Genomic DNA, 26,989 nt, shown 5'->3' with positions numbered 1-26,989 from the left:
TTCGATGCGCGGGCGGCGGGCTACGTTGCCCGCCTCTGCAAAGGAATCACTCAATGAACCGTACTCTCTCCCTCGGCCTGCTGCTGGGCACCGTGCTGGCCGCCACCGCCTGCGCTCGTGCCGCCGAAGAATCCTCCGCGGCGCCGGTCGCCAGCGAAGCACCGGCACCGGCCCAGGCCAGCCCGGCCAAGGTCGATCCGGCCTTACCGGTGGCCATCGTGCACAAGACCGCCAGCTGCGGTTGCTGCGGCATCTGGGTCGACCATCTGAAGGCCGCCGGCTTCCAGGTGGACGTGCGCGACACCGATGACATGAACCCGATCAAGGTCCGCCTGGGTGTACCGGTCGGCAAGGCGTCCTGCCATACCGCCGAGATCGGCGGTTATGTGGTCGAGGGCCATATTCCGGCTGAGGACATCAAGCGCCTGCTGGCCGAACGACCGGCGGCGCGCGGGCTGGTGCTGCCCGGCATGCCGGCCGGTTCGCCGGGCATGGAAATGCCGGACGGCTACGTGCAGCCGTATACCGTCGAGCTGGTGCGCACCGACGGCAGCACCGAGCCGTTTGCCCAGCACGGGCAGGGTGGCTGATAGACGGTGGGTGCCGGTCGGTCTGACCGGCACCTTTCCACGCGGCCGACCTGCTCTTTGTAGAGTCGAGCCGTGCTCGACTGCTCTGTGCTTCAGTCGAGCAAGCTCGACGCTACAGAATCAGCGGGTTGCGGCCGTTTCCTTGGCCAACTGCGCGTCGAACTTCTTCTCGGCCGCATCCGCGTAGGCGTTGCAGGTCAGTACCTTGGCGCTGGCCTGGCTGCCGGCGGCATAGTTCCAGTTGCTGGCGCCCGGATGCGGGGTCAGCAGCAGATCGCAGGGCAGCGCCCGCACCGTTGCGAAGCTGCGCTTGTAGTCCTCGATCAGGCGCGTATAACGGGGATTGCCCTTCAGCTGGTAACCCGGTGCACTCAGGCTGTCGGCGTAGGCGATGCGCACCGGCTTGCCATCGCGGGTGTCGGTCCAGGTCCAGGCGGTGCTGCCCGGGGTGTGCCCTGGCATGAAGTGCGCGGTGAATGCGATGCCGCCCACCGTGACCACTTCGCCATCCATGATGATGCGGTCGGCGCTGGCCGGCGGATAGGTGATGCCATCACCGAAGTGCAGGTCATCGCTGCCGCCGCGCGCCAGCAGCACTGCCGTTTCGGCGTTGGCCGCCACATGCGCACCGGTACGGCGCTTCAGTTCCGCCACCGGGCCTGCATGGTCGGCATGCGCATGGCTGAGCAGGATCAATCGCAGGTCCTGCGGGGCCACGCCGCGCACCTTCATGTTGCTGATGAGGTGGCTGGCCATCTGTGGCATGCCGCCATCCAGCAGTACTGCGCCCTCGGCGGTCTGCACCAGCAACGCGGTCAGGTCCTCGGTGCCGATCTGCCAGGTGTGGTCGGCAATCTGCAGCGGCGCCATCGGCTGCAGCCAGGACGCATCCACGGTATAGGCCCGCAGTTGTGGCAGCGGTGCCTCGGCGGCACTGGCGTGGGCGGCCGGAAGAGCGACAGCCAGGGCGAAGGCGAGCAGGGTAAAGCGCATGATTCACGTCCGCTTGAAGGAGGCCCAGAAACTAGCATGGGCCTCCTTCATCGCGTCTCGCATAGATTTCATGGCTCCCATAAGGACGCCATGGATCAGTACCGGTACTGCCACCCCAGCGTCAGCACCCGGCCGCGACCGGAGAAATAGCTCGGGTTCGACGGCGTGGTCTGCGAGTAGTAGCTGATGTACTGCTTGTCTGCCAGGTTCTGCACGCCCAGCGTGAAGGCATGCTTGTCCAGCGTATAGCGCGCGACCAGATCCAAAGTGGTGTAACCCTTGAACTCGGCCACCCGCGCACCACGCAGGTCGAAGTCGCGGTCGAAGGCATGGCTGGCCTGCAGGCGGGTGCTCAGCTGCGGCGTCCAGCTCTGTTCCCAGAACGCGGTCAGCCGGTTCGGGGCGATGTTCACGCCAGCCAGGTCGCTGTCGAGGCGGCCGTCAACGTCGGCATCGTAGCGGCCGTTGGCGCGCGCATAGCCCAGGCCAAGTCGGCTGTCGCCCAGCCGCAGGCGCAGGTTGCTTTCAAAGCCTTCCACGCGGGTGGCCTGGCGCTGCACCGCATAGGCATCGATGCCCGGATCGTAGATCAGTACCGAGCCGAGCTTGGATTCGGAGGTGTAGTAGGCAATGTCACCGCTGAAGCGGCCATCGTCGTATTCCAGTCCGATCTCGCGGTTGTCCGACACCACCGGTGACAGGTCGATGAGGCTGTCCACGCGCTGGCCGTCGCGGTTGATCGCGCGCAGCACGCGGCCGACGTCGGCCACGGTGTAGCCTTCCGAGTACGAGGCATAGGCGTTCAGGCGATCGTTGATGTACCAGACCGCGCCGAAGTTGGGCAGGGTCTCGCTCATCGTCGGTTTGCCACCGGCCACCTTGCGTGCGCCGTAACGGGGCAGGGTGGTGTAGTCACCCACTTCCAGCTCGCCCTTTTCGTAACGCAGGCCGCCGGACAGCATCAGGTGATCGGTCGGCCACCAGTGCAGCTGCAGCAGCGGTGACAGGCTCTGGTAGGTGGTCTGCGGCACCCAGTTCATGCCACTGGCCAGCAGCACCTGGTGGGTGCGGTCGCGCAGGCCGTCCAGGCCCAGGGTCACGTCCAGCGTGGTGTCGGCGATGCGGCTCCAGCTCTGGGTCAGCTTGAAGCCGCGCTTGTCCGATTCGTTCTGGGTCTGGTCCCAGGCGGCATTGGCACCGGTGTTGCCCCACGGATCCCACTGGCTGGCACCGTAGCGGCCTTCGAAATCCACCGCGAAGGCCTGCGCCTGGAAACGGCCACCGAGCAGGTCGGCGGCGCTGTAGTCCACCGTCAGCGAACGCGAGCGGTTCATCGGCGGATCGAGTGGCGTGTCGCCGGGGACCGAAATGGTCGGGCGACCGGTGCGGTAGTCACCGTTGATGGCCAGGTAGTTGTCCAGCCCGCGCAGTTCGTAGCGGTTGGCCATCACCTGCAGGCGGTGGCCCTCGGCAATGTTCCAGCCCAGCTTGGCGAATACGTTCGATGAGGTCGAGTCCATCAGCTCGCCCTGCGCGTTGGTGCCGATCGATCGGCCCTCGCCGTCGTGGTACAGGCCCTGCTTCTCATAGGCCAGGCCGGCGACCAGGTCGAACTGCTCGCCGCGCACGCCCACCAGGGCCGAGCCGCGTTGGCCGTTGTCATCGTGGCGGCTGGGCAGGGCAGCGCTGTAGCTGAGGTTGGTGTCGAGCAGGAACGCGCCTGGCTCACTGGGCGCACTGCGGGTGATGATGTTGACGATGCCGCCGGTACCGCCGATGCCCTGCAGCGCGTTGGCGCCGTGGATGACCTCGATGCGTTCGATCATCGCCGGGTCGATGGTGTGCGAATCACGCGAGCCATCGCGCAGCGGCGTGGACTGCGGCACGCCGTCGACCATGTACAGGATGCCGCGGCCGCGCATGGTCTCGCCGTAGTTGGACATCTTTTCGCGCGCCGGGGCAAACGCCGGGATCTGTGACGACAGCACCCGCGACACATCTGAACCCAACGCCAGCTGCTGGGCGATGTCCTCGCGGGTCAGCACCGTGATGGTATTGGGCATGGCGGTCTCGCCCTGCGGCATGCGTGCGGTCGAGGCCGAGACCGTGACGCGGGCCAGCGCCGTCGTTGTGGCGGATGACGGCGCCGATGATGCGGCCCGGGCCGGGGTGCGCGGCTTCGCCGGCGCTGGCGCGGCACTCACCACGAACACCCCTGGCGAACGTTCCTGCAGGGCCAGGCCCTGGCCTGCCAGCAGCCGTTGCAGGGCCTCACGCGGGGTGTAGCGACCATCAACAGCCGGGGCGCTGCGGCCGCTCACGCTGTCGGCGGCGAACAACAGCTGGATGCCACTCTGCCGCGCCAGCGAATTGAGCGAGACCTGCAGCGGGCCGGCCGGCAGGTGCAGCTCGACGGGCGCGGACGCAGCGGTCTGTGCCGTGGCCGGCAGGGCCGCACACAGGCAGGCAGCGAGCAGGGTGGGGGCCAGCCGGCGCAGGGTGGCAGGCGGAACAGGGCGGGTCATGCGGGGGTCCTTCGGAAGGGTTCAAGCACTTGCCGGATGGGACGGCGCGCAACCCACCCTCGGTGTGGCATTCAATCGCGGGCGCGCAGATGCAGGCTGCCATCGGAAGCGGTGTGCACCTGTACCGGCAGGATCTCGGGCAGCAGCGCGAGTACGGTCTCGGCGCGGTCGGCGTCGAATACACCCGACACCTGCAGCGGCCCCAGTGTCGGGTCGTCCAGCACGATGGGACGGTCGTGATAACGCTGCAGGATGCGCAGGACCTCGCTCAGTGGCATGCGGTCGAACTGCAGGCGCCCGCTGGTCCAGTCCGCCTGCTCTGGATCGATGGCCTCCGGGGGTGACAGCGAACCGCGTTGTGCCAGCAGGCGCTGCCCTGGCTTCAGCCGCTGTTCGCTGCCGCCCTCGTCGACGCGCACGCCGACCTCGCCGCGCCACAGTGTCACCTCGCTCAGTTCACCCTGGCGGTCGACGTCGAACACCGTGCCGTAGTTGCGCACGTGGACCGCGCCGGCATCCACCTCGAAGCGCCGCCAGGCCGAGTGCTGCACCTTGAAGCGTGCCCGCCCTTGGTCCAGCAGTACCTGCCGGGAGCGCAGATGGCGGCGCACCTGCACGTGGGTGCCCGCATCCAGTTGTACCCGACTGCCATCGGCCAGGACGAGTTCGCGGCGTTCGCCCACGCCGGTCTGGTAGTCGCGGACCTGCCAGGCCGGGTCGGCCACGAATACGGCACCGGCCAGCACCAGCAACACGGGCAGGACCCGCTTCGTGCCGCCACCGCGGCGGCGCAGCGTTTCCGGCTCGGGCAGCGGGAAGCGTTGCTTCAGGGCGTCCCGATGCTGGTCCAGGACCTGGTCGGTGGTGGGGACCTCGGGCGGCGGTGGTGGTGCAGGTGCATCGCTCACTGCGGCGTGCCCTGCTGGCGGCAATCGGCCATGGCAAGCCGCAGGTGACGCTCCACCGCCTTCAGACCGATGCCCATGCGCTGCGCGACGTCGGCCTGCGGCAGCTCGTGGATCTTGTGCAGGATGAAGACCTGCTGGCGCCGGCAGGGCATGCGCTCGATGGTAGCGCTCAGGCGTTGCAAGGCCTGCTGTCCCTGCGCCTGCTGCTCGGGGCCCGGGCGTGGGCAGGCGTCATCGGGCAATTCGGCACGCGCCTCCACCCAGTGCCGGCGCAGATCCTCGGCGCGGCAGCGGTCCACCGCCGCATCATGGGCGATGCGCCGCAGCAGCGCGATGGGTTGCCGAGCATCGTAGGCGGCTGGACGTTCCAGCAGCCGCACGCAGACATCGTGCACCACTTCACGGGCCAGCCCTGGCGACCGGAACCGGCAGCGCAGGTACTCCACCAGTTCCTCGTAGTGGCGCACCAGCGAGGACACCAGCGGCAGCGCAGGAGGGGGTAGGGAAGGCAGCTGGGACATCCGGACTGGAAGCAAGGGCAAGGGGCGGGCGCGGGGAGGGCATCCCTGCGCGATGACGCAATACTAATGGGAACCGTTCGCGTTTGCTATGTGGCGCGGGGATCGGGATTGTTCGACGGGGCTGGAAAGTGAAACCACGATCATCGTCTGGAGCGCAGAATCGGCCGCGGCTAGCCTGCCAGCAGGCTCAAGGAGATGGACCATGCACGTGCTTATGGTGATGGTGGGTGGTGTGGTGCTGCTGGGCGTGTTCCTGCTGTTCGGGCGGCTGTGGAGCGTAGGCCAGTCACAGCTGCCCACGGCCCTGATCGCGTTCATCGCCACCTGGTTGCTGGTGACGGTGGCCAACATGTGGGTGGGCGTGAGCAAGGCCGGTTACGCCGTCCGGGAGGAACTGCCGATCCTGCTTCTGGTGTTCACCGTGCCGGCGTTGCTGGCTGGTCTGCTGTACTGGCGCCTGGCGCGCTGAAGAACGGCCATGAGCACACGACTGAAACTGCCTGCCCTGCGCCAGCGCGATGGCCACCACGCCCGCGTGACCTACGAAGAGCTGTTCTTCGACCTCGTCTACGTCTTTGCGGTAACCCAGCTCAGCCACCATCTGCTGCATCACCTGGACCTGGTCGGGGTGATGCAGACGCTGGTGCTGTGGTTCGCGGTCTGGTTGGGCTGGCAGTACGCCTGCTGGGTCAGCAACTGGTTCGATCCGGAGGCGCCACGCATCCGCAGCCTGCTGTTCGTCACCATGCTGCTGGCGCTGCTGATGTCCTCGTCCATTCCCGAGGCCTTCGCTGAACGCGCCTGGGTCTTCGCGGGGGCCTACGCCACCATGCAGGTCGGGCGCACGGTGTTCGTGCTGCTGGAGGTCGGTCGCAGCCATCCGCTGGCGCCCAACTTCCGCCGCATGCTGGCGTGGGTAAGTGTATCGGCCTGTTTCTGGCTGGCCGGCGCTGCGGCCGAGGGCAATCTGCGGCTGGCACTGTGGGCGATGGCGGTGGCCTGCGAATACATCTCGCCGATGTTCGGCTTCGCGTTCCCGGGCATGGGCCGGTCGCACACCCGTGACTGGACCATCGAAGGCGGGCACCTGGCCGAGCGTTGCCAGTTGTTCGTCATCGTCGCCCTGGGTGAGACGCTGCTGGCCACTGGCGGCGTTCTCAGCGAGGTCGAGCATTGGAGCGGCGATGTGGTCTCGGCGGTGCTCGCCACCTTCGCCGGCACCATCGCCATGTGGTGGCTGTATTTCGGTATCTCCAGCCGCGACGCCACTGCGGCGATCACCCATTCCGAGGACCCCGGGCGGATGGGCGCCAACTTCCACTACGTGCATGCGCTGCTGATCGCCGGCATCATCGCCACCGCGGTCGGCAACGATCTGGTCATGGACCATCCTGGCGCAGCGGTGACCCCGGTCTACGCCACGGTGCTGGTAGCGGGGCCGTTGATCTACCTGCTGGGCAGTGCCCTCTACAAGCGCGTGGTCTATGGGCATGCGCCGCGCTCGCACCTGCTGGGTGCGGTGGCGCTGCTGGTACTGGGCCTGATGCTGCCGCACATGCACCTGCTGGCCGCCGGGTGGCTGACCAGCCTGGTGCTGCTGGGCGTGGGGCTGCTGGATACGTGGCTGAAGCGGCGCACCCGGCCGTTGCCGGGCTAGAACCCGCCGCCGGTCTTGAAGCCACCGCCACCGCTGATGCCGCCGCCGCTGTGGAAGCTGCTGCCGCTGGAACTCGAACTGGAACTCGAGCGCGAACTGGAACTGGAACTGGAACTTGAACGCGAGCTGGAACTGCTGGAACCGCTCAAAAGCAGGTCGAACAGGCTGCCAGAGGAGTGGGTGGCGCTTCGGCTGCTGGTGGTGCTGAAGAAGGACGCGGCGACTGTGGCCGGTGCGGCGGCCCGGTAGCTTGGCGCCTCGTAGGCTTGGCGTTCGCTGTCTGCTGCCGCCTGGTAGCTCCTGCGCGCAGCCTGCAGGCTGTCCAGGCGCTTCTTCAGCACGGCCATTTCACGGGTGTGCTCAGCCACCATGCCGTCGATCTCGCCCAGGCGCAGGCGACTGCCATGGATCCGTTCGAGCACGGCATCGTCCTCGCCGGAGGCGGTGGCGGCGACGCGGCGGTACAGGTCGTCCATGCTCTTGGCCGACAGCGTGCGCGCCAGCGCGGTGAGCAGGGTGCGGCCTTCGGCATCGGTCCAGCTGTGGAAGCCGTCGATCTGTGCCTGCTTGGCATCCACGGTCTGCCGATGCAGCTGCTCGGCCAACAGCGCCTGCGCCAATGCGCCCTGTGCCGTCTGCAGCTGCTGGCGCAGCGGGTCGCCACCGGCGTGGGCGAGGGCGGCATCGCGGGCCTGCTGTACCGGCTGGCGGGCAGCCTCGGCGTCGTCGCGGGCGCGTCCGGCATGTTCCTGTAGATAGGGCGGAAGTTCGACCAGCGTTGCGTACTCGCGACGGGCACGGTCGAAGCCGCACAGTTCGGCCAGCCAGCCGTCGACGGTGCGCACCAGCGGCCAGCCGCGGTAGGCCGTGCTGCCGTAGTTGCGCCGGTGCAGGTACATGAAGATCGGGTCGGCCTGGTAGGCGCCGGCCTTGGCGTCATGCTCCGACTGCGCAGAGGTGGCCATGCGCTCGACCGTGTCGGCGCGCGCCACGGCCAGCTGCAGGTCGTCCTGCAGCGCCCTGTAGGTGGGTTCCGCTTCCAGCGTGGTGTCCACCTGGTCCTGCAGGGCCTGCCAGCGTCCGCCGGCGGCGTCGCGTGCGGCAACGGCCTCCTGCGACCGCTGCTGCAGCGACTGCTCGATGTCCAGCAGCGCCTGCAGCTCGCCTGCCAGCGCCGCCGCTTTGCGATCACGGCGCTGCAGATCGGCGCTGGTCTGCTGCAGCAGGTCCCGGGCAAGCATCGGCGGCGCATCGGTGGCAGCCTCGGCCTGCAGGCGGGCCAGCGCGTTGAAGTCGTCGTGGACCCGCCCGTGCAGTGCTTCCTGTTCCTTGATCAGTTCCCGGCACTGGTCGCCACGCGCGGCCAGTTGTGCCTGCGCCTGGCCGATATCGGTTGTGACATCGGCAATCGCGTCGTTCAGATCTCTCATGTCAGTTCCTTACCCATCACCATTGGGTGATGTAGCCGCCGGTGGTGGGCATGCGGAACCGAGGCGACAGGCTGCCGCGCGGCTTGCTGCCGATCTGGTCGTCTTCGATGATGCCGTTGTCCTGCTTGTCGGCGGCAACCCGGTTGTAGGTGGCCTCGGGCACACGTACGGCAAACACAGAAACCCGTTCGTCCTTGCCGGTCTCCTCGTTGCGGATCGGCAGTTCGGCAGCGTTGCCGGCCTCGTCCAGCGCTTCGGTCACCAGGTAGTAGTTGCGGCCACCATTGGCCTTTTCGTTGTAGCGCCAGACGCCGGTGCGTTCATCGTCACGGTTGACGATGCGGTAGACCAGTGTCTGCGACAGCAGCCCCACCAGCTCGCTGACCTCGTCCACGGCCGGCCCGGCTTCGGCCAGCGTCTCTATCCGGATCAGGCGGGCGGCCTGCTCCAGCGCACGCTCGAAGCGCTTGCGGTCTTCGCCGGTGACGCCGGTGGCGAGGCCGTCGGTCTTGAGCTGGGCCAACCGCTCGTTGAGCGCGGCCAGCTTGTCGGCGCTGCCGATCAGGTCCTTCAGGGTCGCTACCGCCTGGCCGGCCGCGGCCATGTCGCCTGCGCGCAGTGCCACGTCGCCGCCGGTGTAGGCGCGTGCGCGCACCTGCTCTGCATCCGGCGCGAGGCGAGCGGCCTTTGCAGCGGCGTTGGTGGTGTCCAGCAGCTCGCTGGCCTCGATGGCCTGGCTGAGGGTATTCACCCGCTCGGTGAGCGCGGGCAGGGTTTCCCTGGCCTGCGCCAGCAGCTGCGCGGTTGCCAGCCGGTGCTGCTCAACCTGCGCGGCCGCCTGCGCGCCGGTGGCAGTGCCACCACTGCTGAGCCGGGTGAGCTTGTCTTTGCGCACAAGAGTCGGCTGTGCGGCCAGTGCGGCGGGAACCTCGGCGAAGCGGCGCTGTGCTTCGGCCAGCGCGACCTGTGCGCCTTCGGTCAGCGGCTGCAGGCGCTCACCGCTGGCGGTGGCACGTGGCAGCAACCCCTGCAGGGCCTGTACCTGTGCGGCCAGCAGGGCGCGCGCTGCAGCAGCCGCCTGTTGCTGCGCGGCCACCTTGTCGTTCAGCACCTGTACGTTCTTCTGCACGTTGCTCTCGTGCACGAACGCGCCGAAGCTGCGCGCCATCGCCAGCAGAACACCAAGCATCAGCAGCACCAGGGCCACGATCAGCGCCCACTTCAGCAGCCGGCTGCGATCGATCCAACGCCGGGCCAGCCACGCCTTCCAGCCACGTGGCGCGACGTAGAGGTAACGCTGCTCACGCTGGGCCGCGATGCCGGCCTCGAGGATCTCGTCGGAGACCTCGATGCCCTGCGAGCGGTACAGTTCAAGCAGGCGCTGCTTCAGCGTCGCCTTGTCATGGCCGCTGTCGGCCAGCGCCTTCATTTCGGCATTGCGGTAACGCAGCTGGTCGACCACATCCATGGTCAGCAGCGCATCCTGCAGCTCGGCAGGGGCCATCGTCGCACTCACCTCAACGCGACTCCGGGCTCGGCGGTGTCTGCAGCAGGGCAGCGAAACGCTGCTTGCCCTGTTCGACATACTCGGCGATCTCCGCCGAGTCGCGGGTGGCCTGGCCGCGCAGCTGCTCGATCTCTTGCAGCGAGGTCTCCTGGAAGCGCACCACCGCATCGACCAGCTTGCGCACCGAATCGACGCCGATGGTGGCGCCGTAGCCCGCCTTCAGGCCCTCGTGCAGCACGTCGTCGCCAATGTTGGCCACCGCTTCCAGGCCCTTGGAGGTGCCCTCGGTCATCGCGTTGAGCGCCTGCGTGGACTCATGCAGCCCCATCTGCGTGGTGAACGCCAGGTTCAAGGCGGTGAAGCTGGTTTCATTGGTGGAGAAGAACACCACCGAACGCTCGTTGACGCGGCGCTTGACCTCGTGCGACTGGTGCACGCGCAGCATGATCGCCTCGGACGTGGCGTAGTTCACCTGCAGGTTCTCGGCCAGGTCCTTGGCCAGCTGGTAGCGTGATTCCTCGGCCTGGTTGTTGCGCAGGGCCTCGTCGCGGGCCATGACCAGGCGACCGGTGTCGGCGGCATCGGCGGCCGGGTCGGCCGACTCCACGCGCTGCTGCGCCTGCTTCAGTGCCTCGCGTGCATCGGCCAGCGCCTGCTCCTGCAGCTTCAGCAGTTCATGTGCCTGGATCTCGGCATCCTTGATCGACAGGCGGAAGTCGCCGTACATCTCCAGCACGCGCGACTCGCGCTGCAGCTGCTCGGCCGAATCGCGGCTGACTTCCAGGAACGTACGGCGGATCTTCTCGAACCGGCTCGGGATGTCACCGCGGGTGACCTTCATCCACAGGTTCTGCAGGCGCTCGCCCATGTCGATCTTGCCATCGCGGACCTGCTCGACCATGGTGCTGGCATCGTCACGGATGCTGTCGAAGGCGCGGATGATCTCGGTATAGCGGTCAGACACCTTTGCCGAGCTGATTTCATCACGCATCACGGCATTGAAATGGCCGGACTGCTGCAGCACGCGGGCAATGGCCACCACGCGGCCCTGGTCGAGGGTAGACAGCTGCGACACCAGCGCGATAGCCGGCGCGTTGTTGTCCTGGGGGGCGGCCAGGCCCAGGCTGCGCAACGTGGCCATGGCGCGGTCGAGATACTTGATCGGCGCGGTAGCAGCCGGCGTGGCAAGGAGGGTGTTCTCGGACATTTCGACGGCTCCGGTCAGGGCAAGCGATGAGGAACCTGCTGCGTGGAACGGGCAGGTTGCTGCGAAACGAAGGGGAAGGGGAGCGGCCGCCGTGCGGCGCACGGCAGGCTGGCCCGGTCAAGGACCGCGGGCCCGGTATGGGCAAGGGTGGTGTCCTGTTCAAGCATGGCGCTTTCCCTGCAGATCGCCCCCTGGCGATTCCTGGCCCATTGTAGCGGTGGTGATGGGCAGGTGAAGCCCCACCGATGGCAGGGTGGAGTAGCGTTGGCGCTCGCTCATCCGTTCCGGCCAGCGAGGGCTTCGTGCAGAACATACCGCAGTGGTTGATCTGGGCCGGATTGTCTGCCGTGTTCGCAGCGCTGACCGCGCTGTTCGCCAAGGTTGGGGTCAAGGGCGTCGACTCGGACCTGGCCATGGCGATCCGCACCCTGGTGGTGGCCGCGGTGATCCTGCCGCTGGTGGTGATCACCGGCAAATGGTCCAATCCGTTGCTGCTGCCGGGCCGCACCCAGCTGTTCCTGGTGCTGTCGGCATTGGCCACCGGCGCTTCGTGGCTGTTCTACTTCCGCGCGCTGCAGAGTGGTGAGCTGGCCAAGGTCGCAGTGGTCGACAAATTCAGTGTGGTGCTGGTGATCGTGCTGGCCTACCTGCTGCTGGGCGAACGTCCGACCCTGCGGGAATGGAGCGGCATCGGCCTGGTGCTGGCCGGGGTGATCGTACTGGCGACGAGGAAGTAGCAGCGTTCAAACCCATCGACGAGGGAGAGCAGGATGCAGGGCGAAGCGCGCGGAACCTTTGAAGTGAACCTGCTGCCGATCAGTGGCAACGACGGCCCGATCGGGGTGATGTCGATCGACAAGGTCTTCCATGGTGACCTGCAGGGCAGCAGTGTCGGCCAGATGCTGGCCTTCCGCAGCCCGGTGCAGGGCTCGGCGGGTTACGTGGCGATGGAACGGGTAACGGCCACGCTGGCGGGGCGCCAGGGTGCTTTCACCTTGCAGCACAACGGGTTGATGACCCGTGGCACGCCGTTGCTGAGCGTGGTGGTGGTACCCGATTCGGGCAGTGAAGAACTGCTCGGTCTGAGCGGCACACTGGAGATCACCATCAGTGAAGGCCGCCACGACTACCGGTTGGTCTACGCGCTGCCGGAGCCGGAATAGGCGGCTTGCGGGTTCAAGCGCTGCCCGCCTGCAAGCGATCATACATCCGCACCAGATCGACCAGGGTGCGCGCGCCCATCTTGCGCATCACCTGCGCGCGGCGCACCTTCACCGTGATCTCGCTGACGCCGAGGTCACCGGCGATCTGCTTGTTGAGCCGGCCGCGTACCACGCCGTCGACCACCTCGCGTTCGCCGGCATTGAGGGTGTCCCAACGCAGCTGCAGAGCGCCGAGTGCCTCGCCGTCGCGGCGGCGCTGGCGGTCGATCTCGATGCCCTTGTGGATGGCGTCCAGCAGTTCCTGGTCGCGGAAGGGTTTGGTCAGGAACTCGATGGCGCCGTCCTTGATCGCGTTGACGCCCATCGCAATATCGCCGTGGCCGGTGATGAACACCACCGGCAGCTGCAGGCCGTGGCTGCCCATCGTGCGATGGAACTCCAGCCCACTCTGGCCGGGCATGCGTACGTCCAGCACCAGGCAGGCCGGCGCATCTTCCAGGTCGTGTTCGAGGAACGCCTGGGTGGAGGCGAAGGCCCGCACCTGCAGGCCCATCGAGGCCAGCAGGTCCTCCAGTGCGGCGCGCACCGACGGATCGTCGTCGATCACGTAGACGATGGGTGCTGGATCGATGGCAGGGGCAGCGGGCTTACGCATGTTGAACGTCCGTGGCAATGGGCAGATCGAACATGAAGCAGGCACCGCCGCCTGCCGGTCGTTCGGCGCGGATCTGGCCGTCGTTGGCTTCGATCATCGAACGGCTCAGGCTGAGGCCCAGCCCCAGCCCGTGTGATTTGGTGGTCCAGAAGGCATCGAAGACGCGCTCGGGATGATCGGCGGGCAGGCCGACACCACGGTCGCGGACGCTGAGGCTGACCCGCGCACCGTCACGCCGGGTCAGCAGTGACAGGCGACGGTCGGCAGTGGGCACCGCTTCCATTGCGTCCACCGCATTGAGGATCAGGTTGCCGATCACCTGCTGAATCTGCACGCGGTCGGCCTGCACCGGCGGCAGGTCGGCGTCCAGCAGCAGCGCCACGGCCACGCCGTGCTGGTCCAGCTCGCTGCGCGACAGCGCCAGCATTTCCTCCACCGCCTGGTTCAGGTCGAAGGCGCGTCGTTCCGGTGCCGCGCCCTGGGTCAGGCCGCGGATGCGGGCGATTACGTCACCGGCGCGGTGCGCGTCGGCCAGGATGCGGGCCACGGTCTGCCGGGCCTTGTCCACGTTCGGCGGGTCCTGTGCCAGCCAGCGCTGGCAGGCTTCGGCGCTGCTGGCGATGGCCGCCAGCGGTTGATTCACTTCATGCGCGATGGAGGTGGTCAGCTCGCCCACGGTGGAGGCGCGCGCCACCCGCAGCAGGCGGCCCTGCGCTTCCTGCACGGCGGCCTTGGCCGCTTCCATGTTCAGGGCGAGGTAGGTGGTGATGCCGATCACCAGCATGCCGATGACCGAATTGACCAGGCCGATGCGGTAGGTGCCGAAGCGGGTCAGGAAGAAGCTCAGCCCGGTCAGTGCGAAGCAGGCGATGGCCAGGGTGATGAGCCCACGCGCGCCCAGCACGCGCGACGCGGCGAGGATGACCGCGGCGTAGAAGCAGGCAGCGGCAACCGCGTAATCGGTGACGGTGTCGATCAGGAAGATCGCCGCCATCACGATGATCAGGGCCAGCAACACCAGCGGGCGGCGAGGCGACAGCGATGGCATCGGGACAGCTCCCTGGCGTGGGCGGAAAGGATAGCAAAGCCGGCATTGGTGGATGCTGACCTTGGTCGGCGTGCTCTCGTGGGGCGGGTGCCGACCGTTGGTCGGCACAAGCCAAAACGATGCCTGGTAGTGCCGGCCGCTGGCCGGCAACTGCACGGTGTTGCCGGGGTTCATGAGGTTGCCGGCCAGCGGCCGGCACTACCGCAGGGATGGACACGGTCTCTGAAGGTTCTGTGCCGACCAACGGTCGGCACCTATCAAAGCGGAGCACGGTGTTGCCGGCCAGCGGCTGGCACTACTCCTCCAGGCTGGCGTTCCAGAACCCCTGCAGGACACCGGGTGTGGTCGCCAGCGTGGCCAGTACCGCATCCAGTTCGCCGGCATCGACGGTGGTGGCATACAGCACCGCTTCGATCTCCACGTCGCGCTCGCCAAACGGGCGCTGGTCCACCGCGCGCACCGGGTACTGCGCCTGCTCGAGCAGCAGCAACAGCTGGTCCAGCACCTCGGCCTGCTGTTCGCGCTGGCAGACCACGTTGATCGCATAGGTCGCCTCGCTGAACGCTTCCGGCAGCGGCTGCCGCTGGATGCGGTTCACCACCGGCCGCAGCAGGGTGTTGGTGGCCAGCACGAATACAGCCGCCAGTACCGCCTCCGGCAGCAGCTTGATACCGGCACACGCACCCACCGCCGCCGATCCCCACAGGGTGGCGGCGGTGTTCAGGCCGGACACCTGGGCGCCGTCCTTCATGATCGCGCCGGCACCGAGGAAGCCGACGCCGGAGATCACATACGCAACCACATGCAGCGGTGACGGTGGGCCGCCGTACAGGTCATGGAAGCGCACCGCCAGATCGACGAACACTGCCGCACCCACCGCCACCAGCGTGTTGGTGCGCAGGCCGGCAGTGCGTTGCCGCAGTTGCCGCTCCAGGCCGATGACCGTGCCCAGCACGAACGCCACCGACAGGCTGATCAGCGAGCTGAGCGTGGCGCCGGCGTTGAACGCCGGCAGGTTCGGATTGATGTCCATTGTGTTTCTCCCTGGACAAAGCGGCGGGCGCTTACTGCCAGCCGTAACGACGGATGTAGAACCGCTTCAGCGCAGTGGTCAGCACCGCATAGCCGAACAGGATCGCCACCAGGAACGGCCAGTAGCCGGCCGGCAGCGCCTGCAGCTTGAAGTAGCCGGCCAGCGGGCTCATCGGCAGGGCCACGCCGATTGCCATGATCAGGCCGGTCATCAGCAGCAGTGGCGGAGCCGCGATGCTCTGCAGGAACGGCACCTTCGGCGTGCGGATCATGTGCACGATCAAGGTCTGGGTCAGCAGGCCGACCACGAACCAGCCGGACTGGAACAGGCCCTGGTCGGCCGGCGTGCGTGCATCGAACACGTACCACATCAGCGCGAAGCAGGTCAGGTCGAAGATCGAGCTGATCGGCCCGAAGAACACCATGAAGCGGCCGATGTCCGCCGGGTTCCACTTCAGTGGCTTGCGCACCAGCTCCTCGTCCACGTTGTCGAACGGGATGGCGATCTGCGAGATGTCGTACAGCAGGTTCTGCACCAGCAGCTGCAGCGGCAGCATCGGCAGGAACGGCAGGAAGGCCGAGGCCACCAGCACCGAGAACACGTTGCCGAAGTTGGAGCTGGCGGTCATACGGATGTACTTCAACATGTTGTTGAACGTGCGCCGGCCCTGGATGACGCCTTCCTCCAGCACCATCAGGTTCTTTTCAAGAAGGATGATGTCGGCGGCCTCCTTGGCGATGTCCACCGCGCTGTCCACGCTGATGCCGATATCGGCCGCACGCAGCGCCGGTGCATCGTTGATGCCGTCGCCGAGGAAGCCGACAACCTTGCCCTGCGCGCGCAGCTCGCGCACCAGGCGCTCCTTGTGCAGCGGCGTCAGCCGGGCGAACACGCGGTGGTGGTGCAGCGCCCGCGACAGCGCGCCGTCATCCATGCGCTCGATCTGTGGGCCGGTCAGGATGGTGTCGGCGTCCAGCCCCACCTGTGCGCAGACACGGGCGGTCACCAGCTCGTTGTCGCCGGTGAAGACCTTGACCTCCACGCCATGCGCGGCCAGCGCCTGCAGCGCCTGCGCTGCCGATTCCTTCGGCGGGTCCAGGAAGGCCACGTAGCCGACCAGGGTCAGGCCGCACTCGTCGGCCTGCGAGTAGACGGTCTGGCTGGCGGCGGTCTCCTTCATCGCCACCGCCACCACGCGCAGGCCCTGTTCGTTCAGTTCCTCGGTGGTCTGCCGCACGCGGGCCAGGCGGCGCTCGTCCAGCGGCATGTCCTGGCCGTTCTCGCGCACGGTGCTGCACACCGCCAGCATCTCTTCCACCGCGCCCTTGCAGATCAGCTCATGGTGGTCCTCGCGCTCGGAGACCACCACCGACATGCGGCGGCGCTCGAAATCGAACGGGATCTCATCGACCTTGTGATAGTCCTGCGACAGCCGCAGCGAACTCTGCAGCTCCACGTGCTCCAGCACCGCGCGGTCCAGCAGGTTGATCAGCCCGGTCTGGAAGTGGCTGTTGAGGTAAGCGAACTTCAGCACGTCTTCCGAATCGTGACCGAACACATCGGTGTGACGCTCCAGCGCGATCTTGTCCTGGGTGAGGGTGCCGGTCTTGTCGGTGCACAGCACTTCCATCGCGCCGAAGTTCTGGATCGCATCCAGACGCTTGACGATCACCTTGCGCCGCGACAGCAGTACCGCACCCTTGGCCAGGGTGGAGGTGACGATCATCGGCAGCATCTCCGGCGTCAGGCCCACCGCCACCGACAGCGCGAACAGGAACGCCTCGGTCCAGTCACCCTTGGTCCAGCCGTTGATCAGCAGCACGAACGGCACCATCACCAGCGCGAAGCGGATCAGCAGCCAGCTGACACTGTTGACGCCAGCCTGGAATGCGGTCGGTGCACGGTCGGTGGCGGTGCTGCGCTGGGCCAGCGTGCCGAAGTAGGTGCGGTTGCCGGTGGCCAGCACAACAGCCGTGGCCGTGCCGGACACCACATTGGTGCCCATGAACAGCAGGTTGTGTTGTTCCAGCAGGCCTGCCAGGCCATCGCCGGGGTGCGCGAACTTTTCCACCGGCAGCGATTCGCCGGTCATCGCAGCCTGCGCCACGAACAGGTCCTTGGCGGTCAGCACGCGGCAGTCGGCCGGAATCATGTCGCCGGCCGACAGCACGATGTGGTCGCCGGGCACCAGTTCGCGGATCGGCAGGTCGAGCAGGCGTGCCGGGCGGCGGCTGTGCAGGTGCGCACCGAAGTACTGGTCGGCCACATCGGCGGCCTCGGTACCCGGATTGCGGCGCAGCACGCGTGCGGTATTACCGACCAGCGCCTTCAGCCGTTCGGCGGCACGGTTTGAGCGGCCTTCCTGCACGAAGCGGATCAGCGTGGACAGCAGCACCATCGCAGCGATCACCACGGTGGCCTTGATGTCCTCGGTCAGCCAGGACACCGCCGCCAGCACGGTCAGCAGCAGGTTGAACGGATTGCGGTAGCACTGCCACAGATGGCGCCACCAGGGCAGCGGCTTTTCGTGATCTACCTCGTTGGGGCCGAGCGTGGCCAGCCGTTCCTCGGCCTCGTGCGGGCTGAGGCCATCGGCATGCGATTCCAGCGTGGCCAGCAGTTCGGCTTCGTCCTGCTGGGCGAGGGTGACCAGGCCGGTGGTGAGCGCGAACGGCGCTGCTTCGGCGCTGCCCGGGCCAAATCCGGCTTCGGGCATCGCACGGCGGCGGAACAGGTTGCCTGCGCGACGGCTGCGCAGGAAGGCGTTGAACCAGGCGTTGAGCAGGCTCATGGGACTCTCCTCGAATGTCAGAGCCGGCCGCGGCCGGAACACGAACGGAACGGTTGGAACAGGTCAGGCGTGGCGCATCGCCAGCACTGTCGGCGACCACGGCTGCATGCGCAGCCGCTTGCTTCCGCCGATGCACAGCGGCTTCATCGCATCGCGCAGGGGATAGGGCAGGTGGCGCAGCACATTGATGCGCTCGCTGATTGGCAGCAGCGACAGCGCGTCGGCCACCACGCGTGGGGAACCGAGCGACAGCGAACGGGCGAACATGACCGGGCCGTGCTGCAGCAGCTGGCTGCGCAGGGCGGCGACATCGCGCTCGCCGATCAGGCGGCGCAGGGTGATGTAGAGGATCTTGTAGGACATGGGGGTGCTCTCCAGGCAAACGGCGCCTGGCGGCCCCCCGTCACTCAGGCAGGCAGGGACCGGCGGGCAGGCGCCAGGAACGGGCAACAAGCGGTCATCCGGGGCGCGGTGCGCCCGGCAGGGTCGGGGTCCATCTGCGTCTCCATGAGGGGAGGGTGCCGGCCAGGGTTGCCCTGGCCAGTGGCGCTATTGTCCGCCCCTGAATGGGGCAGGCCTAGAGGCTCGTGGGTTAGCCCGGCTATACCTTGGTATAGCCGGGTACCCGTAGCGCCAATCGAGGGTTCAGTGATGGATCAATGCGAAGCGCTGGTCTGCTTGCACACGTCGTACTCGCCACGGCTCAGCGTCTTGTTGCGGTCTGTGTCGCAGGCGTGCAGTCGTTCGGCCCAGTCCGGTGCCACGGCATCCACCTCGGCCAGCGTGACGATGCCGTCCTTGTCCTTGTCCTTGTCCTTGTCCAGCGATTCGTAGGCAGGGATGAGCCTTACTTCGGTCACGTCCTCGGCGGCCGTTGCCTTGCTGGCCTCCTGGGTCTTGGAACAGGCGCCCAGCAGCATGCCCGCACACAGCGAGAGAGCGATGGGAAGGCAGCGGTAACCGGTCATGGCGTGCTCCTGGGGAAAGGGCGAACCACCGGTGCGGTGGCCACGGCCGGATCTTCGGCGCGGGGCTGTAAGCGGGCTGCGAAGAATGAGGCCCATGGACCGCTGCCGGTGGGCCGCCATTCACCGGGCTGCGCAGCGGCGATTGCGCAGAGTCGACTCTACCGTCGAACGGTGGGATGCCGGCCAGCAGCCGGCACTACCCATCTGCTCAAAAGCGGTCGGCAAAGGCGTCCGTGGCCCGGACCAGCGCATCGACCGTGGCCGGCTCGTTGGCGCTGTGGCCGGAGGTCACCATCTCCAGCCGCGCTTCCGGCCAGGCCTTGGCCAGGTCCCACGCGCTGCGCGCCGGGCAGATGATGTCGTAGCGCCCCTGCACGATCACACCCGGGAGGTGGCGGATGCGATCGATATCGCGCAGCAGCTGGTCGGGTTCCAGGAAGATGCCGTTGCGGAAGTAGTGCGCTTCAATACGGGCCTTCGCCAGCGTATCCAGCGGATCATCGGTGGATTCGGCATCCACGTCGTGCTGCAGGGTGGCGGCGTTGTCTTCCCAGCCCAGCCAGGCCTGCGCGGCTTCGATGCGGGTCGCTTCATCCGGGCCATCCATGCGCGTCCAGTAGGCCGCAATCATGTCGCCACGTTCGGCGTGCGGAATGTAGGCCTCATAGCGGTCCCAGCGCTCCGGGAAGATCCAGCGCGCACCACCATGGGCCTCGGCGAACCAGCGGTTCTCCATTTCGCGGCCGAGGAACACGCCACGCACGATCAAGCCGGTGGCGCGCTCGGGATGTGCCTGCGCGTAGGCCAGTGACAGGGTCGAACCCCAGGAGCCGCCATAGACCAGCCAGCGCTCGATGCCCAGGTGCTCACGCACCTTCTCGATGTCGGCCACCAGGTCCTGCGTGGTGTTGTCGCGCAGTTCGCCGAACGGCGTGGAGCGGCCGCTGCCGCGCTGGTCGATCAGCACGATGCGGTAGCGCGCCGGGTCGAAGAAGCGGCGATGGGTCGGTGAGATGCCGGCGCCAGGGCCGCCATGCAGGTACACCACCGGAATGCCCTCTGGCGTGCCGCACTCTTCGATGTGCAGGGTATGCAGATCGCTCACCGGCAGGGTGAACTCGCGATAGGGCTCGATGGCGGGGTACAGGGTACGCATGGCAAGCGTCTCACAAGCAGGGGCGGCCAGCATAGCGCCGGCGCCTGCCGCCTGCAGCGGCGGGCTCCTGCGCGGCGCTGGAAATGGGCTGGCCGATGCGCATAAGCTTCCGCGATGCAAGCGACCACGACCGGGACGTCCACCTTCAACCTCACTCTCGGCAGCGGCGCGCGCGAGCTGTTGAAGTGGGTCGCACTGCTGGCCATGACCGGCGATCATGTGGCCAAGGTGGTCTTCGGCGGCTACGTGCCGGTGGTCAGCGAACTGGGGCGTATCGCGTTCCCGCTGTTCGCGCTGGTGATGGCCTGCAACCTGGCCCAGCCCGGAGCCGTCCTGCGCAAATCGATACGCCGGCTCGCGCTATGGGGGCTGATCGCGCAGCCATTGCACGCACTCGCGTTCGGTTCCTGGCTGCCGCTCAACATCCTGCTCACCTTCTCTGTGGCGGCGGTGGCCGTGCATGCGCTGGCGAACAATCGGCCGGTGCTGCTGTTGCTGGCTGCCGGCGTGCTGCCGATGTTGGTGGACTACCAGTGGGCCGGTGTTGGCTCCGTGCTGCTGGCCTGGATCGCGTTCCGGCATCGGACGTGGTGGCTGCTGCTGGTCGCGCTTGCAGCGGTGTGCTGGGCCAACCACAACGGCTGGGCACTGCTGGCTGTTCCGGTGGTCGCGCTGGCGACACGGGTGCCGTGGCAACTGCCGCGCTGGCGCTGGGCGTTCTATGGGTACTACGTGGGGCATCTGGCGGTGCTGGCATTGGTTGCCCATCTGCTTGCGTAATGTCGGAACTGGCATGTGGCATGTCCTGAATGCCGGATGCGGTCAAGGAATGCGCGGTGCCGATGCGGGTGAAGCATGCCGCCATCGGCATGGTGCAAGTTATTGAATTTTCGGCGCGATTGTCGATATGCGACAATGCTGCCATTGCGTGAACGCCGCTGTCATTGCACTTGGGTTGTTGGCGCCTGCCACCCCGTTGTGCACATGATGGGTTGCCACCGGATATGGGTGGCCGGGGCCTGGAAACCCCGTTGAGTAAGTGCTGTTTACGCTTGCCAGCCGGCGTCGCCTTGCGCGGCGTCGGCTGGCATTCCGTCCGCGTTCCATGGCGGGCGGTGCGTGGAGGTGGGCGCAAGCCCACCGCCCGGGTATAGCACTGACTCACGGGATTTCCAGCCACGTACCGTCCGCCGCCTTGATTGTTAAGGGCGGTGGTCCCGCATGCCTTGCACGGAGACCTGCCATGAACGCATCGGAGTTCCCCCATCAGCACGCCCCGGCCAATGCCGATGAAGGGTACGGCATTCCATTCGACCCCAACAGCCTGATGACCCTGCTGCATCGCATCGGGCTGGGCGCTGCCGCCGACGGCCAGCCTTGGCCCGAGCGCCATCAGCTACCGGGCCGTTGCCTGGCGTTGGCTGATGCTGATGGTGCACTGGCCGGGCTGCGCATCGCGCAGGAAATCCTGCTGGCGGCCGAGCGCGCCCGTCAGAATTGCGGCCCGGACCAGTACGTGGGCGATCGCGTGATGGAAGGGCTGAAGCTGGCTGCATTGGCGTTGACCAGCCATGCCATCTATTGCCTGCACCCGGAATGAAACGTAGATCCACGCCATGCGTGTATGGCCGGAGGGCTCCTTTGTAGAGTCGAGCCATGCTCGACTCAGCGGGCGAAGGGAGCCGAGCGTGGCTCGGCTCTACAGGGGCTCCACGTGTGCTCAGAAATCCATCGTGGCCGACACCAGCACCGTCCTCGGAGCACCCAGCGCCAGGCTCGACAACAACGGCATGCCCCAGTACGCCTTGTTGGTCAGGTTGTTCACGCTGGCCCGCAGCGCAAGCGGTCGACCCGCCACGGTGGTGCTGTAGCGCGCCCCCACATCGAACAACGTGCGCCCCGGCACAGACAGGCTGTTGTCGGCACTGATGTACTGCTTCGACATCGCCGTGGCATTGCCGGTCAGGGTGAGGCCCTGCAAGGTCGGCACATCCCATTCCACACCCAGCTTGGCCTGCCGTTGCGCTACGGCAGTGGCGATACGCCCCTCATTCACACCGCCTGCCGTGCGGGTCAGCTTTGGTTGCACGTAGGCCACGCCACCCAGCAAACGCACGCCATCCAGCGGCGCACCGAAGAAGCCCCATTCCACGCCACGGTTACGTTGTTCGCCGCCAAACGAGAAGATATTCGTGATCGGGTCGGTGTAGCTGCTCGGTCGCTTGATCTCGTACACGCTCAAGGTGTGCGCGAAGCTGCCCAGGTCCAGCTTCAGGCCCAGCTCCTTCTGCTTGGTACGGAACGGTGCGAACACATCACCGGCATTGGCAGCGGTCATCGGCGCGGTGGCGCCCTGGCTGAGGCCTTCGATGTAGTTGGTATAGAGGGAGACCGTGTCGGTGGCCTTCACCAGCAGGGCCGCGGCCGGCGTTGTGGCGCTCTCGTCGTAGCGCGAGGTGCGCGCACCACTGGCGACATTGAAGGTCTCACTGACCACCTGCTGGCGCCGCACGCCCAGCGTCAACTGCACGCGGTCATCGGCGAAGGCGAGGGTGTCGGCGAAACCGAGGCTGTCCAGCTTCAGTTCGGTATGCGAAATATGCGGCGCGACGAACGGTGCCGCCGGGCCCCATACCGGGTTATACAGATTGGTGGTCCAGTCCCAGCCCGGTACGCTGCGGCGGCCGTAGTCGTTCTGGGTGTGCTGGTAGTGGGTTACGTTGGCGGCCCACTGGTGGCCGACGCTGCCGGTTTGGAACGAGCCGCGCAGGCCGGCATCTGCGGATTGCTTCTTGATATCGAAGGCGAGCTGGCCGATCACCGTGCTGAAGTCGCCGGCCGGATTGAGGATCTGCGCGCTGATCGAACCGTTGTAGCGGTAGTCGGTCTTGCTGGTGCCGTAGGCCAGGTAAGCCATCAGGCTGTCGTTGATGTCCAGTTCGCCGCGCAGCATCGCGCCCTTGTCCTGGCTGTCCACGTCGGCCCAGTCCGGGTTGATCAGCGTATCGCCGCGTGGCGGCCGCGGAATGGCGACGCCCGGTGCCAGGCCGACGCCACGCGCGGGGCCGTCCACGCGGTCATCGGCGCTGTACAGATCGGCCGACAGCCGCGCACGTTCGCCGCGCCAGTCCAATGCCAGCGAACCGAGCTGTACCTTCTTGCTCTGCTTGCCCACGGCGCCATCTCCGTCACGGTACGCGCCGTTGAAGCGGATGCCGAACTGCTTGTCGGCGCCCAGGCGACGGCCCATATCCACATGGGTGCCGAACTGCGCATCGGAGGCAAAGTTGGCACTGACGCGCAGCAGCGGTTGATCGCCGGCACGCTTGGGGACCAGGTTGACGCTGCCACCAACCGAACCGCCCGGCGGCATGCCGTTGAGCAGCGCGGAGGGACCCTTCAGCACCTCGATGCGTTCGAACATCTCCGGGGAAGTGCGGTAGTACGGCGCCATGCCGCTGAGGCCATTGAAGGTGGTGTCGCTGGTGTTGGAGGCGAAGCCGCGGATCGCGTAGTTCTCGCTCCACGAACCGGTGACGCCATTGCTGAACACCGTGGGGTCGGTGGCGGCGATGACGTCGGTCAGGTCCTTGGCCTGGCGGTCGCGGATGAACGACTCGGTGTAGCTGACCGTGCTGAACGGCGTGTCCATGAAGTCCTTGTCGCCGAGCAGGCCGACGCGGCTGCCGGCGGCCACTTGCCCGCCCGCATAGTCCGCAGTGACCCGGCGCTGTTCCTGCACCTGCACCGAGGGCAGGGTGGACGGTGCGGTGTCGGCCAGCGCGGCAAACGAGGCCAGCAGCCCCAGCGCGAGGGCTGACATCCGGTAGCGCCGGGCCATGCCCGGCGGGTGTATCAGGCCGGAGGATGCGACGGCAGCACGATGCTGTGCAGAAGTGAAGTTGTAAACGGTCATGCCAGAGTCCTGTGAATCGCAGGCGCGAGCGCGCCTGGCGCGCTGCCGACGGCGAGCACGGGGAGAGGGCGCTGCGCAGGGTTGTTGGCTGGGTGGGGACCTGGCGGGAGGTGAGCCATGGGCTCGGCTACGGGCAGCGTGCTGGACGCATTCCGAATTAGTTGAGTAAATTAAACTAAATCAATCGAAGCGGACAAGAGGGTCCCTTTGCTGGCACCCTCAGCAGGGTATGAGCACGCACCCCGATCCAACGGCGCCGACCCGTGGCCGCCCGCCCACCATCACCCCGGAGCGCTTGGCCGACATCGGCATCCGCCTGGGCCTGCCCAACCTGACCATGGCCAACGTGGCCGCCGAACTGGCGGTGACCCAGGCGGCGCTGTACAAGCGCGTGGCCAACCTTGAGGCGTTGAAGCGCCTGGTGGCGGAGGCGGTGTTCCAGCGCTGGCAGATTCCGCGCGCGTCGGTCGATGCAGCGGGTGGGCTGGAGGCCTACCTGATGGGGTTCGTGGAGTCACTGTGCGAAGTGGTGAAGGCACACCCCGGGCTGCCGCCGTATCTGCTGCGGCGCACGGTGGCGACCGCGCCGATGCTGGAAAAGATCGCCTCGCACCAGGCGCACGTGGCCGAGGTGTTCGGCCTGCCGGTGGACAAGGCACGCTGGCTGCTGGCCACGATCGCCTTCTACTGCATAGCCGGCGCCGACACGATCTACGCGATTGCGGACGATGAAGAAGGGCAGGTGATCACCGAGTTCAAGCAGGGCATGCGGGCGCTGGTGATCGGTTCGCTGGAGGTATCGGCGCTTCGGTAGATCCACGCCATGCGTGGATGCCGTTGCACGGTTCGCCACGGCCCCATCTACGCATGGCGTGGATCTACAATGCGGCCATGCCTGCCACGCCTACTCTCGATGACCTTCGTCGCTACGCGGTGGCGCGCACCCTGTTCAAGCCGACCACGCTGCTGACCGCGATACGACGGCTGGGCTTCGTGCAGGCCGACCCGATCCGGGCACCCGCTCGTGCGCAGGACCTGACCCTGCGCCACCGGGTGAAGGACTACCGCGCAGGCGATCTTGAGCGGCGCTACACGCGTCTGCCGGTGGAAGAGGATTGCCTGGTGAATTACGGCTTCCTGCCGCGTGAGCATCTGGCACTGATGCACCCGCGCGTGTCCAAGCGCGAGTGGGACGCCGAGACCCATCGGCGCGCGGCCGACGTGCTGGCCTTCGTTCGCGAGCGCGGCAGCGTGCACCCACGCGAGGTCGACCAGGCGTTCGCGCATGGGCGGGTGACCAACTACTGGGGCGGCACCAGCAACGCCAGCACGCATCTACTGGATGGCATGCACTACCGCGGCCTGTTGCGGGTGCAGCGGCGCGATAGCGGCACGCGCATCTACGCCGTGGCCGATCATGCCGAGCCCGATTCCAGCGAACAGGCGCAGATCGAGCGCGCCGCTGCCCTGGTCGATCTGGTGGTGCGCAAGTACGCACCGCTGCCCTCGGCCAGCCTGACCTATCTGGTGCGCCTGCTGGGCTATGGCGCTCCACATCTGGCCGAGCAGACCCGGCAGGCATTGGCGTTGGCCAAGCAACAACTGGCCCGCTGCACGTTGGAGGGCACCACCTGGTACTGGCCGGCAGACGAGAACCCGCATTCGCGCCGCCATGCACCGGACGAACAGGTGCGCCTGCTGGCGCCGTTCGATCCGGTGGTGTGGGACCGCCGCCGCTTCGAGCTGTTGTGGGGATGGGTGTACAAGTTCGAGGCCTACACGCCTGCACCGAAGCGCCAATACGGCTACTACGCGCTGCCGGTGCTGTGGCACGACCAGGTGGTGGGCTGGGCCAATCTCAGCGTGCGCGACGGTGAGTTGGTGTCGAACGTGGGTTATGCCGGCAAGTCGCTGGCTCGCGACAAGGTATTTCGTGGCGCGCTGGACGACGAGCTGCAGCGCATGGCGGAGTTCCTGTAGCGCTAAGCGGCGCATGGGTATCTATCGATCCCGGTAGCCGCCAACCTTGGTTGGCGCTGGCTTGCACCGGTGCCCACCAAGGTGGGCAGCTACCAGAGCTGAAGCCGCCGATGGTTTGCCGCCATGTTGATCATCACGCACGGGCATTCGCGCTCCAGCCAATGCGTTCGTGCGCCTGTACCGTGCTAGCGTCCATGGATTGGAGGTCACGATGACGATCAAGGCATTCTGGGACGATCCCTATCGGCTGCGCCATGAGGCGCGGGTCGGCGCTGCCTTGGGTGATGAGATCCGGTTGGACGAGACCATCTTCTTCGCGTTCTCCGGCGGCCAGGAAAGCGACGCCGGCTCCATCGGCGGCCATCCGGTGCTGGAAGCGCGCAAGGATGGACTGGACATCGCCTATCGATTGTCAGAGGGGCATGGCCTGGGGGTAGGCGATGCGGTCTCGGTCGAGATTGATGGCATGCGCCGCTACGGCTTGATGCGCCACCATTTCGCGGCGGAAATGATCCTGCAGCTGATGTATGCGCTGGAGCCGGGCATCGACAAGGTGGGTGCGCATATCGGGCCCGCCAAGGCCCGCATCGATTTCGCGCGGGAAGGCAGCATTTCGGTGCTGTTTGATGCGCTGCAGGCCCAGTCCGCAGCACTGGTTGCGGCCGACCTGCCGATCATCACCGCGTTCTGCGACGAGGCCAACCACCGCCGTTTCTGGAAGGTGGAAGGCTTCGCGCAGATGGGGTGTGGCGGCACCCATCCACGCCGTACCGGGGAGATCGGTACGCTCTCGCTGAAACGGAAGAACCAGGGCAAGGGAGTGGAGCGCATCGAGATCACCCTGGACGCCCGGCCGTTGCCGCCATCGTGCGGTACGTCGCCCGGGTAGCCGCCAACCTTGGTCGCCACCGCACGGTGTTGGTGCCCGCCAAGGTGGGCAG

General features: G+C 66.9%; 25 protein-coding genes. 10 read left to right on the top strand and 15 right to left on the bottom strand.

What is annotated here, in order from left to right:
• Positions 1-53: 53 nt before the first annotated feature.
• Positions 54-590 carry a DUF411 domain-containing protein gene (locus tag AC13GF_RS06710; RefSeq protein WP_483004018.1) on the top strand — a complete coding sequence of 179 codons (537 nt, stop codon included), beginning with the start codon at positions 54-56 and terminating at the stop codon, positions 588-590.
• Between the two features lie 120 nt (positions 591-710).
• On the opposite strand, the gene blaL1 is transcribed toward AC13GF_RS06710, so the two are convergent.
• The 4 genes from blaL1 to AC13GF_RS06690 all read right to left on the bottom strand — a co-directional run bounded on the left by blaL1 (position 711) and on the right by AC13GF_RS06690 (position 5,537).
• Positions 711-1,583, bottom strand: a complete 873-nt coding sequence (blaL1, locus tag AC13GF_RS06705; protein ID WP_483004017.1) for a L1 family subclass B3 metallo-beta-lactamase — start codon at positions 1,581-1,583, stop codon at positions 711-713.
• Between the two features lie 95 nt (positions 1,584-1,678).
• A complete protein-coding gene (locus AC13GF_RS06700) occupies positions 1,679-4,108 on the bottom strand; it encodes a TonB-dependent receptor (protein WP_483004016.1) in 2,430 nt (809 codons plus the stop codon).
• A 71-nt stretch (positions 4,109-4,179) separates the two neighbouring features.
• Complete coding sequence (locus AC13GF_RS06695) at positions 4,180-5,016, bottom strand: FecR family protein (protein ID WP_483004015.1); 837 nt, start codon at positions 5,014-5,016, stop codon at positions 4,180-4,182.
• Positions 5,013-5,537 carry an RNA polymerase sigma factor gene (locus tag AC13GF_RS06690; RefSeq protein ID WP_049450831.1) on the bottom strand — a complete coding sequence of 175 codons (525 nt, stop codon included), beginning with the start codon at positions 5,535-5,537 and terminating at the stop codon, positions 5,013-5,015. The genes AC13GF_RS06695 and AC13GF_RS06690 overlap by 4 nt, the downstream gene beginning before the upstream one ends.
• 202 nt (positions 5,538-5,739) lie before the next feature.
• On the opposite strand from AC13GF_RS06690, the gene AC13GF_RS06685 reads away from it, so the two are divergent.
• Positions 5,740-6,006, top strand: coding sequence for a hypothetical protein (locus AC13GF_RS06685; protein WP_483004013.1), 267 nt, complete (start codon positions 5,740-5,742; stop codon positions 6,004-6,006).
• 9 nt (positions 6,007-6,015) lie between these two features.
• A complete protein-coding gene (locus tag AC13GF_RS06680) occupies positions 6,016-7,194 on the top strand; it encodes a low temperature requirement protein A (protein WP_483004012.1) in 1,179 nt (392 codons plus the stop codon).
• Here AC13GF_RS06680 and AC13GF_RS06675 read toward each other — a convergent pair.
• Genes AC13GF_RS06675 through AC13GF_RS06665 form a run of 3 tightly spaced genes read right to left on the bottom strand, consistent with a single transcriptional unit; the run spans position 7,191 to position 11,338 of the window.
• On the bottom strand, positions 7,191-8,624 hold the full coding sequence (locus AC13GF_RS06675) for a hypothetical protein (protein WP_483004010.1): 1,434 nt from the start codon (positions 8,622-8,624) through the stop codon (positions 7,191-7,193). The two genes, AC13GF_RS06680 and AC13GF_RS06675, sit on opposite strands and share 4 nt — an antisense overlap.
• Before the next feature lie 16 nt (positions 8,625-8,640).
• Entirely contained in the window at positions 8,641-10,128 is a 1,488-nt protein-coding gene (locus tag AC13GF_RS06670) for a DUF6384 family protein (protein ID WP_483004008.1), read from the bottom strand.
• A 13-nt stretch (positions 10,129-10,141) separates the two neighbouring features.
• Positions 10,142-11,338, bottom strand: a complete 1,197-nt coding sequence (locus AC13GF_RS06665; protein ID WP_483004006.1) for a cell surface protein — start codon at positions 11,336-11,338, stop codon at positions 10,142-10,144.
• Positions 11,339-11,640: 302 nt separating this feature from the next.
• Between AC13GF_RS06665 and AC13GF_RS06660 the strand changes: the two genes are divergently transcribed.
• Positions 11,641-12,075 (top strand): EamA family transporter, encoded by a 435-nt coding sequence (locus AC13GF_RS06660; RefSeq protein ID WP_049450824.1) that lies wholly within the window; start codon positions 11,641-11,643, stop codon positions 12,073-12,075.
• Positions 12,076-12,108: 33 nt separating this feature from the next.
• The gene (locus AC13GF_RS06655) at positions 12,109-12,501 is read left to right on the top strand and encodes a DUF3224 domain-containing protein (RefSeq protein ID WP_483004004.1); all 393 of its coding nucleotides are present in this window, start codon (positions 12,109-12,111) and stop codon (positions 12,499-12,501) included.
• Positions 12,502-12,514: 13 nt separating this feature from the next.
• On the opposite strand, the gene AC13GF_RS06650 is transcribed toward AC13GF_RS06655, so the two are convergent.
• The 7 genes from AC13GF_RS06650 to pip all read right to left on the bottom strand — a co-directional run bounded on the left by AC13GF_RS06650 (position 12,515) and on the right by pip (position 20,152).
• Complete coding sequence (locus AC13GF_RS06650; RefSeq protein WP_483004002.1) at positions 12,515-13,156, bottom strand: response regulator transcription factor; 642 nt, start codon at positions 13,154-13,156, stop codon at positions 12,515-12,517.
• Positions 13,149-14,204, bottom strand: a complete 1,056-nt coding sequence (locus AC13GF_RS06645; RefSeq protein WP_483004000.1) for a sensor histidine kinase — start codon at positions 14,202-14,204, stop codon at positions 13,149-13,151. The genes AC13GF_RS06650 and AC13GF_RS06645 overlap by 8 nt, the downstream gene beginning before the upstream one ends.
• Before the next feature lie 295 nt (positions 14,205-14,499).
• Positions 14,500-15,237, bottom strand: a complete 738-nt coding sequence (locus AC13GF_RS06640; protein ID WP_483003998.1) for an MgtC/SapB family protein — start codon at positions 15,235-15,237, stop codon at positions 14,500-14,502.
• 31 nt (positions 15,238-15,268) lie between these two features.
• Positions 15,269-18,028 carry a magnesium-translocating P-type ATPase gene (mgtA, locus tag AC13GF_RS06635; protein WP_483003997.1) on the bottom strand — a complete coding sequence of 920 codons (2,760 nt, stop codon included), beginning with the start codon at positions 18,026-18,028 and terminating at the stop codon, positions 15,269-15,271.
• Positions 18,029-18,091: 63 nt separating this feature from the next.
• Positions 18,092-18,391, bottom strand: a complete 300-nt coding sequence (locus AC13GF_RS06630) for a hypothetical protein (protein WP_483003996.1) — start codon at positions 18,389-18,391, stop codon at positions 18,092-18,094.
• Between the two features lie 293 nt (positions 18,392-18,684).
• Entirely contained in the window at positions 18,685-18,996 is a 312-nt protein-coding gene (locus AC13GF_RS06625) for an EF-hand domain-containing protein (protein ID WP_483003995.1), read from the bottom strand.
• A gap of 208 nt (positions 18,997-19,204) precedes the next feature.
• Positions 19,205-20,152 carry a prolyl aminopeptidase gene (gene pip, locus AC13GF_RS06620; RefSeq protein WP_483003994.1) on the bottom strand — a complete coding sequence of 316 codons (948 nt, stop codon included), beginning with the start codon at positions 20,150-20,152 and terminating at the stop codon, positions 19,205-19,207.
• Positions 20,153-20,266: 114 nt separating this feature from the next.
• Between pip and AC13GF_RS06615 the strand changes: the two genes are divergently transcribed.
• Both AC13GF_RS06615 and AC13GF_RS06610 read left to right on the top strand, forming a co-directional pair.
• Positions 20,267-20,932 carry a TraX family protein gene (locus AC13GF_RS06615; RefSeq protein ID WP_483003993.1) on the top strand — a complete coding sequence of 222 codons (666 nt, stop codon included), beginning with the start codon at positions 20,267-20,269 and terminating at the stop codon, positions 20,930-20,932.
• Positions 20,933-21,395: 463 nt separating this feature from the next.
• Positions 21,396-21,752, top strand: coding sequence for a hypothetical protein (locus AC13GF_RS06610; RefSeq protein WP_483003991.1), 357 nt, complete (start codon positions 21,396-21,398; stop codon positions 21,750-21,752).
• A 120-nt stretch (positions 21,753-21,872) separates the two neighbouring features.
• Here AC13GF_RS06610 and AC13GF_RS06605 read toward each other — a convergent pair whose 3' ends face one another.
• Complete coding sequence (locus AC13GF_RS06605; protein ID WP_483003990.1) at positions 21,873-24,068, bottom strand: TonB-dependent receptor; 2,196 nt, start codon at positions 24,066-24,068, stop codon at positions 21,873-21,875.
• A gap of 229 nt (positions 24,069-24,297) precedes the next feature.
• On the opposite strand from AC13GF_RS06605, the gene AC13GF_RS06600 reads away from it, so the two are divergent.
• From AC13GF_RS06600 to AC13GF_RS06590, 3 genes are all read left to right on the top strand, one after another.
• The gene (locus AC13GF_RS06600; RefSeq protein ID WP_483003989.1) at positions 24,298-24,882 is read left to right on the top strand and encodes a TetR/AcrR family transcriptional regulator; all 585 of its coding nucleotides are present in this window, start codon (positions 24,298-24,300) and stop codon (positions 24,880-24,882) included.
• Between the two features lie 53 nt (positions 24,883-24,935).
• Positions 24,936-26,048, top strand: coding sequence for a DNA glycosylase AlkZ-like family protein (locus AC13GF_RS06595; protein ID WP_483003987.1), 1,113 nt, complete (start codon positions 24,936-24,938; stop codon positions 26,046-26,048).
• A 211-nt stretch (positions 26,049-26,259) separates the two neighbouring features.
• Positions 26,260-26,937: an alanyl-tRNA editing protein gene (locus AC13GF_RS06590; RefSeq protein ID WP_483003985.1), complete on the top strand. Its 678-nt coding sequence runs from the start codon at positions 26,260-26,262 to the stop codon at positions 26,935-26,937.
• Positions 26,938-26,989: the final 52 nt, after the last annotated feature.

This window comes from Stenotrophomonas sp. 22LJNL06-5-1 (assembly GCF_056861455.1).
The sequence above is the reverse complement of the archived record's forward strand: the minus strand, read 5'-3'. Positions and strand labels throughout refer to the sequence as shown.

Bases quoted from the DNA above. Each gene is read 5' to 3' on its own strand.
- AC13GF_RS06640 (WP_483003998.1), bottom strand. From the start codon at position 15,237: ATGGACATCAATCCGAACCTGCCGGCGTTCAACGCCGGCGCCACGCTC.
- AC13GF_RS06605 (WP_483003990.1), bottom strand. From the start codon at position 24,068: ATGACCGTTTACAACTTCACTTCTGCACAGCATCGTGCTGCCGTCGCA.
- AC13GF_RS06615 (WP_483003993.1), top strand. From the start codon at position 20,267: ATGCAAGCGACCACGACCGGGACGTCCACCTTCAACCTCACTCTCGGC.
- AC13GF_RS06700 (WP_483004016.1), bottom strand. From the start codon at position 4,108: ATGACCCGCCCTGTTCCGCCTGCCACCCTGCGCCGGCTGGCCCCCACC.
- AC13GF_RS06645 (WP_483004000.1), bottom strand. From the start codon at position 14,204: ATGCCATCGCTGTCGCCTCGCCGCCCGCTGGTGTTGCTGGCCCTGATC.
- AC13GF_RS06655 (WP_483004004.1), top strand. From the start codon at position 12,109: ATGCAGGGCGAAGCGCGCGGAACCTTTGAAGTGAACCTGCTGCCGATC.
- AC13GF_RS06610 (WP_483003991.1), top strand. From the start codon at position 21,396: ATGAACGCATCGGAGTTCCCCCATCAGCACGCCCCGGCCAATGCCGAT.
- AC13GF_RS06590 (WP_483003985.1), top strand. From the start codon at position 26,260: ATGACGATCAAGGCATTCTGGGACGATCCCTATCGGCTGCGCCATGAG.
- AC13GF_RS06650 (WP_483004002.1), bottom strand. From the start codon at position 13,156: ATGCGTAAGCCCGCTGCCCCTGCCATCGATCCAGCACCCATCGTCTAC.
- AC13GF_RS06665 (WP_483004006.1), bottom strand. From the start codon at position 11,338: ATGTCCGAGAACACCCTCCTTGCCACGCCGGCTGCTACCGCGCCGATC.
- AC13GF_RS06630 (WP_483003996.1), bottom strand. From the start codon at position 18,391: ATGTCCTACAAGATCCTCTACATCACCCTGCGCCGCCTGATCGGCGAG.
- AC13GF_RS06670 (WP_483004008.1), bottom strand. From the start codon at position 10,128: ATGGCCCCTGCCGAGCTGCAGGATGCGCTGCTGACCATGGATGTGGTC.
- AC13GF_RS06675 (WP_483004010.1), bottom strand. From the start codon at position 8,624: ATGAGAGATCTGAACGACGCGATTGCCGATGTCACAACCGATATCGGC.
- AC13GF_RS06710 (WP_483004018.1), top strand. From the start codon at position 54: ATGAACCGTACTCTCTCCCTCGGCCTGCTGCTGGGCACCGTGCTGGCC.
- AC13GF_RS06685 (WP_483004013.1), top strand. From the start codon at position 5,740: ATGCACGTGCTTATGGTGATGGTGGGTGGTGTGGTGCTGCTGGGCGTG.
- mgtA (WP_483003997.1), bottom strand. From the start codon at position 18,028: ATGAGCCTGCTCAACGCCTGGTTCAACGCCTTCCTGCGCAGCCGTCGC.
- AC13GF_RS06680 (WP_483004012.1), top strand. From the start codon at position 6,016: ATGAGCACACGACTGAAACTGCCTGCCCTGCGCCAGCGCGATGGCCAC.
- blaL1 (WP_483004017.1), bottom strand. From the start codon at position 1,583: ATGCGCTTTACCCTGCTCGCCTTCGCCCTGGCTGTCGCTCTTCCGGCC.
- AC13GF_RS06600 (WP_483003989.1), top strand. From the start codon at position 24,298: ATGAGCACGCACCCCGATCCAACGGCGCCGACCCGTGGCCGCCCGCCC.
- AC13GF_RS06690 (WP_049450831.1), bottom strand. From the start codon at position 5,537: ATGTCCCAGCTGCCTTCCCTACCCCCTCCTGCGCTGCCGCTGGTGTCC.
- pip (WP_483003994.1), bottom strand. From the start codon at position 20,152: ATGCGTACCCTGTACCCCGCCATCGAGCCCTATCGCGAGTTCACCCTG.
- AC13GF_RS06595 (WP_483003987.1), top strand. From the start codon at position 24,936: ATGGCGTGGATCTACAATGCGGCCATGCCTGCCACGCCTACTCTCGAT.
- AC13GF_RS06625 (WP_483003995.1), bottom strand. From the start codon at position 18,996: ATGACCGGTTACCGCTGCCTTCCCATCGCTCTCTCGCTGTGTGCGGGC.